The following is an 8,598-nucleotide window of genomic DNA, read 5'->3' on the forward strand; positions in this document are numbered from 1 at the left end:
CCTATTTGTCATTCACTGGTTAAAATAATATCTCCACTATGGAATCTCTCCACTGTGGAAGTACTATTGTTTCTATGAAAACTAGTGACTGGTCACCCAAGCGTTGGCTGCGGCTTACATTGCCCGCAGTTTTGATAGTTGTCTGGTTCTTGATAGCAGGACTGGGCGGGCCCACTTTCGGCAAAATCTCCGATGTCTCCAGCAACGATCAAGCCAGCTTCCTTCCCGCCAATGCGGAATCAACTGTGGCGCGGGAATGGCAATTGCGGTTCGTGGACAGCAATGTGATTCCTGCTGTGGTGCTGCTAACCAGCGACGAGCCGCTGACGGCGGCCCAGCTGGGCGAAATATCCGCACTGTCGGATAAATTGGGCGCGGTTGACGGAGTGCAAAAGCCCACACCACCAGCCACAACCACCATCGCCGGGCCCATTCCCTCCGCAGACAAGCTTGCTGTTGAATTTCTGGTCCCCATCTCCGACACCGGTGAAATAAAGACGGTTGTTGACGAATTGCGGGATGTGCTCGCCGCATCGGCTCCGGCCGGCATGAGTGTCTACGTCACGGGGCCGGCAGGACTGACAGCCGATCTAGTCAATGCCTTTGGCGGCATTGACGGGGTTCTGTTGCTGGTGGCACTCTTGGCGGTTTTTGTTATTCTGCTGGTTGTCTACCGCTCAGTGGTGTTGCCCGTTCTAGTGCTATTCACATCCGTCGTGGCACTCTGCGCGTCCATCCTGGTGATCTACTACATGGCCAGCTGGGATTGGATCAAACTCAGCGGGCAAAGCCAAGGCATTCTTTCCATTCTGGTGATCGGCGCCGCCACCGACTACTCGCTGCTGCTGGTGGCTCGATTCCGTGAGGCCCTGCACCAGGTCGATTCAAAGTGGGCGGCCATGGGACGTGCCCTGCGCGGCGCCTGGGAGCCAATCGTCGCCTCCGGATCCACAGTCATCCTGGCCATGCTCTGCCTCCTGTTCTCGGACTTGAACTCCAACAGGAGCTTGGGGCCCATCGCCGCAATTGGCATTTTCTTCTCGCTGCTCGCGGCCCTGACGTGCCTTCCCGCCCTATTGGTGGCGTTTGGCCGCGGCTCCTTTTGGCCTTTCAAGCCGAAGGTGGAGCATGCTCACAAGCATGAGGCCATTGTGGGCTCCGGGATGGAGGGGGCAACCGCCACCGACGTTGACCGCGGACTGGCCGGGATTGGTGGCCTGTGGCGACGCATTGGCCTTCTCATTGCCCGCAAGCCGCGCATGACCTGGGTTGCCACCCTGGTGCTGCTGCTGGCCGCGAGCTCTGGAATTTTGCAGTTGCAGGCCAACGGGGTGTCACAAACCGAGATTATTTTGGGCCAGAGCAACGCCGTGGACGGACAACGGGCGTTGGCCGAGCATTTCGATGGCGGCAGCGGCAGCCCGGTGCTGATCATTGCTGACCAAGGTAAATCCGATCAGGTGTTGGCTGCCGTCGAAGGCACGGAAGGCATCGGCGAGGCCAGCCTCTTCACGGGCAATGGCCGCCCCGACCCCGCAGCGGCGCCAGTGGTGAAGGATGGGCGCGTGCTGATCAATGCCACGTTGCAGGATCAGGCTGATTCGGAGGCTGCGGAGCAGGTGGTGGTGAAACTGCGCCAGCAATTGCCGGCCGTGGATGCCAGCGCTTTGGTGGGCGGCGTGTCCGCGATTGCCCTGGACACCAATGTCACCGCACAAAGTGACCTGTTCAAGATTGTGCCGCTGGTGTTGATTGTCATTTTCATCGTCTTGATCTTCCTGCTGCGCTCCATCGTTGCGCCACTGTTGTTGATTGGCACTGTGGTGCTCTCCTATGTGGCCACCATGGGCGTTTCGGCGCTGGTGTTCAACCATGTGTTCGGCTTCCCGGGTGCGGACGCAACGGTTCCGCTATTCGGCTTCGTGTTCCTGGTGGCGCTAGGTGTTGACTACAACATCTTCCTCATGACGCGCGTCAGGGAGGAGTCCATGGTGATGGGCACTCACGCCGGGGTACTGCGAGGTTTGGGCATGACCGGCGGGGTCATCACCTCCGCCGGAGTGGTCCTTGCTGCAACGTTTGCGGCTTTGGGCATCATTCCGCTGCTGTTCCTGGTGCAATTGGCGTTCATCGTGGCATTTGGTGTGCTGCTGGACACCGTGATTGTGCGGACCCTTCTGGTTCCGGCACTGACGTACGACATTGGCAACAGGGTGTGGTGGCCATCCAAACTGGGCGCAGCGGCCCCGGCGGTGATTGAGCCCGTCCAAATCCCGGTCTCGACAGGCTCGATCACCGGTAGGCTTGATGGGCCGTAACTGCCACCAGCAAGGAGCCCCACCCGCATGGCCAAGAAGAAACCCTGGAACTGGGTGGGGACACTGGCCTGCACCCTTTTGATTGCCCTTTTTGTCGCGGGCGGCATCATGGGCGTGTCCAAGAGCTTGACCGACGCGGAGCGGACTGCTGCCCTTGAGAGCGCTGGCACCACGCTGCAGGAGGTTTCTGGCAGGGTGACTGAAGTGGGGACCGGAGGAAAATCCAGCAGCAGGGTCATCCACGTGGCATTCACAACTCGTGACGGCGTCCCCGTCTCAACACGTGTCTACACAGCGGGAAGCAACAGGAACTACACCAAAAATCAGCGGGTTGGGGTGGTGTACGCGGCTCAAATGCCCGAGGCCGCCCGGCTGGCAGTCGACCCGGGAAGGCCATACACCCTGTCGGGGAGAATAGTTTCGGCAGTGATCGGTTGGGCAATCGCGCTAGTTCTGGTGTGGCTGGCCATCCGGGACATCTGGCCCCGCATCAGGAAGCCCCGTGCCCAGAAACTCCGGGCTCCGCGCCGGGGCCGGAAGGTCCGTTCCAGACGCTAGATCCCGGACCAGTTTCCTAGCCGCCGCTGACGGCGATGACTCCCGGGTTCCCGGCGTCGAACACCAAACGACGGTTGGCGATCTTGTCCGTGAAGAACCTGTCGTGGCTGACCACCAGAACTGCGCCGGGGAAATGCAGCAGCGCCCGCTCCATGACCTGCGTGCTGGACATGTCCAAGTGGTTGGTGGGCTCATCGAGCACCAGCACCGAGGCACCGGAGAGCAGGCACTGCGCCATGGCTACACGGGCACGCTGACCACCGGAGAGGTTGCTGATCTTCTGCTTGAGATCGGCCTCCGAGAACTGGAACATGGCCAGGAATCTGTTGACCGACTTCTTGGTGGCGGTCAGGGCAAGGCTGTCCGGCATGGCGTTGACGGCGTGTGTGACGGTGTCATCTGGGTCCAGTTCGTCCAGGAGCTGGTTGTAGGAGACCAGCCCGCCACCCTTGGCCCAGGTGACGTAGCCGGAATCGGCGGCCTCTTCCCCGGTCAGGGCGCGCAGGAGCGTGGACTTGCCGGAGCCGTTGGATCCCAGCACCACAATCCTGTTGCCGCGGCGGATCTCAAAGCTAAGGTCGCTAAACAAGGTGCGCTCGCCATAGGACTTGGTAAGCGATTCCACCCGGCAGAGAACATCCTTGACGTGCAGGCCACCGTAAATCTCGGTGATGATCTTGTCCACGGGGCGCGGCGCGCGGGACTTCTTGATCTTGGAGAGCTTCGAATCCAGGCCCTTGGACGCAGCCTTGGCGGCCTCGCGCCGATCTGAGATTCCTTCAGATTCAAACGCCAGCAACTCGGATTCGTGCATGAACTGGCTTTCCAGCGTCTTCAGCCGGAATTGCTTGGCCACAACGTACTCGGCAAAGTTGCCGGGGTACTCGTGCAGGTGGAAGTTCTCCAACTCAATGATCCGGTTAACCACGGCATCGAGGAACTTCCTGTCGTGGGAGACGATGATCGCCGCACCCTTGAAGTTCTTGAACCAGGCCTCAAGCCATTCCACACCTGCCACGTCAAGGTAGTTGGTGGGCTCATCCAGGAGCAACACATCGGGCGCTTCCAGCAGGATCTTGGCCAGGGCGGCACGGTTGCGCCAGCCGCCGGAGAGGTCATCAATGGCCGAAACACGGTGGGCCTCGCTGAAGCTCAGGGTGGTCAGCACCTTGTCGATGTTGCGTTTGTAGTCCCAGCCGTCCAGGCGGTCCATGTCATCGAACAGCTCGGATTGGCGGTGGATCAGGCGGTCCAGCTCATCGGCTGCGGGGTCCGCCGCGATGGCAGCGTCGATGCCAGCCAGCTCAGCCTCAATGTCCTTGACATGGGCAAAGAGCTCTTCCAGCACCTCCAGGATCGTGGAAGCCCCGTTCAGCTCGGAGAACTGGGAGAAGTAGCCAATCTTGGTGCCGAGCTCCACGGCAACGGTGCCGGTGTCCGGTTCCACCTGATCCATCACGAGCTTGAGTAGCGTGGATTTTCCGGAGCCGTTCTTACCAATCATGCCCACCCGGTCGCCGGCTTCGAGCTTGAAAAACGCCTCGCGCAGCACCTGAACCTTGTCGAAGCGCACGGAAACGTCATTGAGGCGGATCAAGCTCATGGGTGTGGTCCTTTGTTGCGGAAAGTCGGGGCAGGAAAAACACCCGCCTCCACTTTACCGCGCAGGCGCACCCGGGCACTGCGGCCAGGGGCCGGGGGCTAAACAACGCTCAGGGCCCATCGGAAGGTCATGCTTGAGCACGAACCCGAGTACCCCTGTGGAGTAAGGCCGCGCCTTCGCCTAGTCGTCAACGAGCACGCTGGTCAGATTCATTCTCATGCCGACCCCTCACTTTTCCTAGTGGCGCCACTGTTTGGGCGCCCACCGAAGTCCCTCGTGGATTGCTTGTCCCACCACACCATCAACCGCAATTTTTTGCGCTGGGCAACTCAAGTATTGTCTTGACTCTCCGAGTATCCGTGCCAAACTTCGATGAAGAGTTGTATCCATCGCCATCAGGAGACGCCGGAGATGTATGAGGTCATTGGGACGCTGATCCCCCTGGGACTGGGCATTTCATTGAGTCCGTTTCCCATCATCATGATTGTGCTGCTGCTGGGATCCACCCACCCCAAGGCGAACGGCCTGGCGTTCCTGCTTGGCTGGGTGGCGGGAATCGCTGTCATCGTCGCTGCGCTCACGCTCCTGCTGGACACCGTTGAATCTTCCGGAAACGGGGACCCGAACGCCGTGGCAGGGATTCTGCGCCTTGCCTTGGGCGCCGGGCTGCTGTTCCTGGCAGGACGCAAGTTTGCCAAGCGCATCAAACAGTCCGGCGCCGGTTCCCTCCCCCGTTGGATGGCCTCCGCCGAGACCATGGCACCCTCCCGCAGCCTGTTGACCGGGTTGGCACTATCCGCTGCCAACCCCAAGAACCTGATGATTACGGCGGCTGCAGGTGTCACCATCGGTGCTGCCAGCCTCAGCGTGACGCAGGAGCTGTGGGCCATGGCGGCCTTCTTGGTGGTGTGCTCGGTGACAGTCGTTCTTCCGGTGACCGGCTACCTGGTGGCACCGGAAAAAATGGCGGTACCGCTGGCATCGCTCATGGGTTGGCTGCGCACCAACCACTCGATCATGACGGGACTGTTGCTGCTGGTGTTTGGCTTTATCCTCATCGGCAACGGAATCGGCAGCTTCCAGGCATAAATTAGCTCCAATCCGAACAGCCCGCCGCTCCGAATTAAGTGGGCGGCAGTTTCATCCGGCCGCACCACAGAGGGCAGTCTGCTGCCGCGATCGGTGAGGAAAAAGCATGGAGCACAAGGTCGAGAAAATCACAGGCCTGTGGCCTTTCGCAGTGGGAACCCCTACATCTGCGGGAGTACCCACCAGGGACGCATCACAGAGCCCGGCGCCGGAGCACCACAGCCGCTTGTGCGGGCCCAGCCCTAGCAGGATAGGCCCCGAACGGCGTCGAGATTTCAGCTAGCCGTTGGGCCTGTTGGGGAGGTACTGGACGGCCCACTTGTTACCGTCCGGGTCCGCGAAGTACACAAAGTGGCCCCAGTCCTGAATATCGACGTCGCTGACCTCCACACCGTTGGACTTGAGCTGGTCATGGGCGGTCTGGATGTCGCTGACAACCATTTGCAGGTTCGGCGCAGTGCCCGGGGCAGCATCCGTGAGACCTTCACCAATGCAGATGGAACAGGCCGAGCCGGGTGGCGTCAGTTGCACAAAGCGGATTCCACCTCCGGGCCGCTCGTCATAGTCGGCGTTGAAGCCAACCTTGTTCACATAGAAATCCTTGGCGCGGTCCACATCGGACACGGGGACAAATACCAGTTCAAGTTTCCAGTCCATGCCGGACACGCTACTCCGTGGTAGCACTTACCAACAGGGCTTCGCGCCAATTTGCCAACGTCAGTTGCCGGCCAAATTTGCTGCAGCCGCCGCATCAAAATGAGTGGTAAAACATATATTCAGATTGTTGAAGTATCTATATCATTCGCCAGCCGCAATCACTAGGGTTGCAGCAAGTGCACCAACAAAAAGCGACCAGCTTTTACTCGTGAATTGTGCACTTCTGGCGGGGCGCTGGGCACCACCAGCCACTTATTTGGAGGGCACCGCCATGACTGAGAACCACCCACTGACTGACGACTTCCGCTCAGTTCCCATCAGCGATTGGTCCGATTTGGGGCAGCAGCTGTGGCAGTACTTGACGGGGCGCGGAGCAGAGGTCAACTACAGCTTTGTGGACATGAGCGTTGAAGTGCCCCGCGACATTGGACCCGACGCACCCAGGGCCACGTGGAAGTTCAACGGCACACTGCGCGTGACCACAAGCGACAATGAAGGCACCGTCTCCCCGGCGCCGAAGCCGTAGGTGATGGCCCATGCGTTTTGACATTGATCTGGATTTCTCTGTTGAGCTCCCTGTTGAGGACGGCAGCGAGCCGGCAGTGGTGCATGGCACCATCAAGGCCGCCGGACGGGAAATACAAATACACACCGACAGTGCGGCCCTGTTCCGGTTGGGCTCCCGCAGAAATTTGCCAGCCATTCGGGACGCGGCGCGTTACTTGGCGAAGAACGGAATCACGGTTACGGTTTCCGTCCCGGAAGGCACCATTGTCAGCCTGGGGGCCGTGGAGGTCTCGGCACTTCACCGGCTGATCACCAATTCTGCGCATATCTTGCCGGGCAAATCGAACACCTGGTCAACCCTGCTCAAGGCACAAACCCGAGGCGAATTCCAAGGCAGCCTCATTCCACCGGGCACGCCTTTGCCGTTGGCCCCCACATTTCAACGGCGCTTCCGCCTCAAACCCACCACCACGCACTACACCTTTGGCGGCGGGCGGCCCCGGCTGATATTCGTCCGGGACAGCGAAACCTGGGACGGACGCCCACCCAGCGAGTTCAACTTGGTGGCGGAAACAACCCTCATTGGCAGTGGCAGCGACGCCACATTCGTCTTGCCGGAATTGACTGACGTCCAAGCACATATAGTGCACAGGGACGACGACGAGTACGTGTTCATCGCTGGCCGGCCCGACAGCCCTGCAGGGCGAGCGCAGGTGTTGCGCACCGGCGCACGTCTGGTGCTGGGACCGTGGCGGCTGGTCTTCTTCCGGGAGGAGTACGCCGACCACGGACGGCCGTTTGGTGGGCGTTCGGCAGGCGAATTTGCCCGCCCCCAGCGTCCTCAATTTGATCCGCGCCGGGGGCAGCTGGAGTACGACGCCGTCGCAGGTGTGGGTGATTCGCGTCAGCCACAATAGTTCTAGGGGGAAGGGACGGCAGTGGCGCCGTACCCACTCACTTCCGGCAGGGAGTCAAGGCTGTTAAAGGTGTACAAGTGAATGCCGGCCGGCGGAACGGCAAGCTCCCCCAAGTCCGCAATGAACTGCTCTGGCTGGTAGCTGGTGCCGCCCAGCAAGGTTCTGCCCAAGGTTCCCTTGCCACTGATGAACCGCAGCGAACTGCCCACGCCGATCTTCGTGGCGAGGCGGAGCAGCTTGGTTCGCGGGACGGCTCCTGCAACTCCGGCCCATACGGGCAGCATCACGCCCTCACGGCGCAGACCCGCCATGTATTCGGCGATCTTCGCCGGTGAAAAGCACATTTGCGTCACAACGTGAGTTGCCAGTTCCTGTTTGGTCCGCAGCGATTCCAAGAGCTGGTCCTCTGGGATGGACGGGTGCCCCTCCGGGTAGCCGGCAACGCCCATCCTCATGCTGTTGCCACTCAACTGCGCGATCTCGCGCATGAGGCTTTCACCTGATTCGTAGGGCCCTGCAGCCTGACCCTTGTCGCCACCAATGACGAAAAGCTCTGTGATTGCGACGGTGCTGCACGCACGCAAAATGCCTGCGAGCTGCCCGCGTGAGGCAATGGAGCGGGCAGCCAAATGCGGGACCACATGAAAGCCATGCCCGGCCAAGGCCGACGCCGCTTCCATGGTGCGTTCCACCCCGTGCTGGGGCAGGCAGGTCACGGTGATGGTGGTGCCGGCGGAAACCTGTGCCAACACCGCGGGAACTATGTCCTTGGTGGGGATTACTTCCAAGCGTGAGGGGAACATGGTCAGGCTCTTCCCTGGAGGAGTGGAACTACCGGGCTGTGATGAGTGAGGCTGCTTCTTGGCGGGTGTGGCCGGAGTCCTCGATGCCGTCGGCGATGTGGGCGAGGTGTTCGGGGATGTCGCGGCCCTTCTTGCGCATGGCGGTG

At 60.7% G+C, this 8,598-nt stretch carries 8 protein-coding genes and 1 pseudogene; 5 read left to right on the forward strand and 4 right to left on the reverse strand.

The annotated features are described in order from the left end of the window. Nucleotides 1-74 precede the first annotated feature (74 nt). Nucleotides 75-2,318 (forward strand): MMPL family transporter, encoded by a 2,244-nt coding sequence (locus ACX80Q_RS04195; RefSeq protein ID WP_459329261.1) that lies wholly within the window; start codon nucleotides 75-77, stop codon nucleotides 2,316-2,318. Between the two features lie 27 nt (nucleotides 2,319-2,345). Next, a complete protein-coding gene (locus ACX80Q_RS04200) occupies nucleotides 2,346-2,876 on the forward strand; it encodes a hypothetical protein (RefSeq protein ID WP_459329262.1) in 531 nt (176 codons plus the stop codon). A gap of 16 nt (nucleotides 2,877-2,892) precedes the next feature. Here ACX80Q_RS04200 and ACX80Q_RS04205 read toward each other — a convergent pair whose 3' ends face one another. Then, nucleotides 2,893-4,479: an ABC-F family ATP-binding cassette domain-containing protein gene (locus tag ACX80Q_RS04205; protein ID WP_459329263.1), complete on the reverse strand. Its 1,587-nt coding sequence runs from the start codon at nucleotides 4,477-4,479 to the stop codon at nucleotides 2,893-2,895. 411 nt (nucleotides 4,480-4,890) lie between these two features. Between ACX80Q_RS04205 and ACX80Q_RS04210 the strand changes: the two genes are divergently transcribed. Next, complete coding sequence (locus ACX80Q_RS04210) at nucleotides 4,891-5,568, forward strand: GAP family protein (protein ID WP_459329264.1); 678 nt, start codon at nucleotides 4,891-4,893, stop codon at nucleotides 5,566-5,568. Nucleotides 5,569-5,847: 279 nt separating this feature from the next. On the opposite strand, the gene ACX80Q_RS04215 is transcribed toward ACX80Q_RS04210, so the two are convergent. After that, entirely contained in the window at nucleotides 5,848-6,225 is a 378-nt protein-coding gene (locus ACX80Q_RS04215) for a VOC family protein (protein WP_459329265.1), read from the reverse strand. 271 nt (nucleotides 6,226-6,496) lie between these two features. Between ACX80Q_RS04215 and ACX80Q_RS04220 the strand changes: the two genes are divergently transcribed. Both ACX80Q_RS04220 and ACX80Q_RS04225 read left to right on the forward strand, forming a co-directional pair. Next, on the forward strand, nucleotides 6,497-6,751 hold the full coding sequence (locus ACX80Q_RS04220; RefSeq protein ID WP_459329266.1) for a hypothetical protein: 255 nt from the start codon (nucleotides 6,497-6,499) through the stop codon (nucleotides 6,749-6,751). A 10-nt stretch (nucleotides 6,752-6,761) separates the two neighbouring features. After that, nucleotides 6,762-7,649, forward strand: coding sequence for an FHA domain-containing protein (locus tag ACX80Q_RS04225; protein WP_459329267.1), 888 nt, complete (start codon nucleotides 6,762-6,764; stop codon nucleotides 7,647-7,649). Between the two features lie 2 nt (nucleotides 7,650-7,651). On the opposite strand, the gene ACX80Q_RS04230 is transcribed toward ACX80Q_RS04225, so the two are convergent. Together ACX80Q_RS04230 and ACX80Q_RS04235 are read right to left on the reverse strand one after the other, a co-directional pair. Further along, entirely contained in the window at nucleotides 7,652-8,452 is an 801-nt protein-coding gene (locus ACX80Q_RS04230) for a methylenetetrahydrofolate reductase (protein ID WP_459329268.1), read from the reverse strand. Between the two features lie 28 nt (nucleotides 8,453-8,480). Beyond that, nucleotides 8,481-8,598: pseudogene (locus ACX80Q_RS04235) on the reverse strand (lipoyl synthase); the annotation flags it as partial.

The organism is Arthrobacter sp. HLT1-20 (genome assembly GCF_054510895.1).

Bases quoted from the DNA above. Each gene is read 5' to 3' on its own strand.
- ACX80Q_RS04195 (WP_459329261.1), top strand. From the start codon at position 75: ATGAAAACTAGTGACTGGTCACCCAAGCGTTGGCTGCGGCTTACATTG.
- ACX80Q_RS04200 (WP_459329262.1), top strand. From the start codon at position 2,346: ATGGCCAAGAAGAAACCCTGGAACTGGGTGGGGACACTGGCCTGCACC.
- ACX80Q_RS04205 (WP_459329263.1), bottom strand. From the start codon at position 4,479: ATGAGCTTGATCCGCCTCAATGACGTTTCCGTGCGCTTCGACAAGGTT.
- ACX80Q_RS04210 (WP_459329264.1), top strand. From the start codon at position 4,891: ATGTATGAGGTCATTGGGACGCTGATCCCCCTGGGACTGGGCATTTCA.
- ACX80Q_RS04215 (WP_459329265.1), bottom strand. From the start codon at position 6,225: ATGGACTGGAAACTTGAACTGGTATTTGTCCCCGTGTCCGATGTGGAC.
- ACX80Q_RS04220 (WP_459329266.1), top strand. From the start codon at position 6,497: ATGACTGAGAACCACCCACTGACTGACGACTTCCGCTCAGTTCCCATC.
- ACX80Q_RS04225 (WP_459329267.1), top strand. From the start codon at position 6,762: ATGCGTTTTGACATTGATCTGGATTTCTCTGTTGAGCTCCCTGTTGAG.
- ACX80Q_RS04230 (WP_459329268.1), bottom strand. From the start codon at position 8,452: ATGTTCCCCTCACGCTTGGAAGTAATCCCCACCAAGGACATAGTTCCC.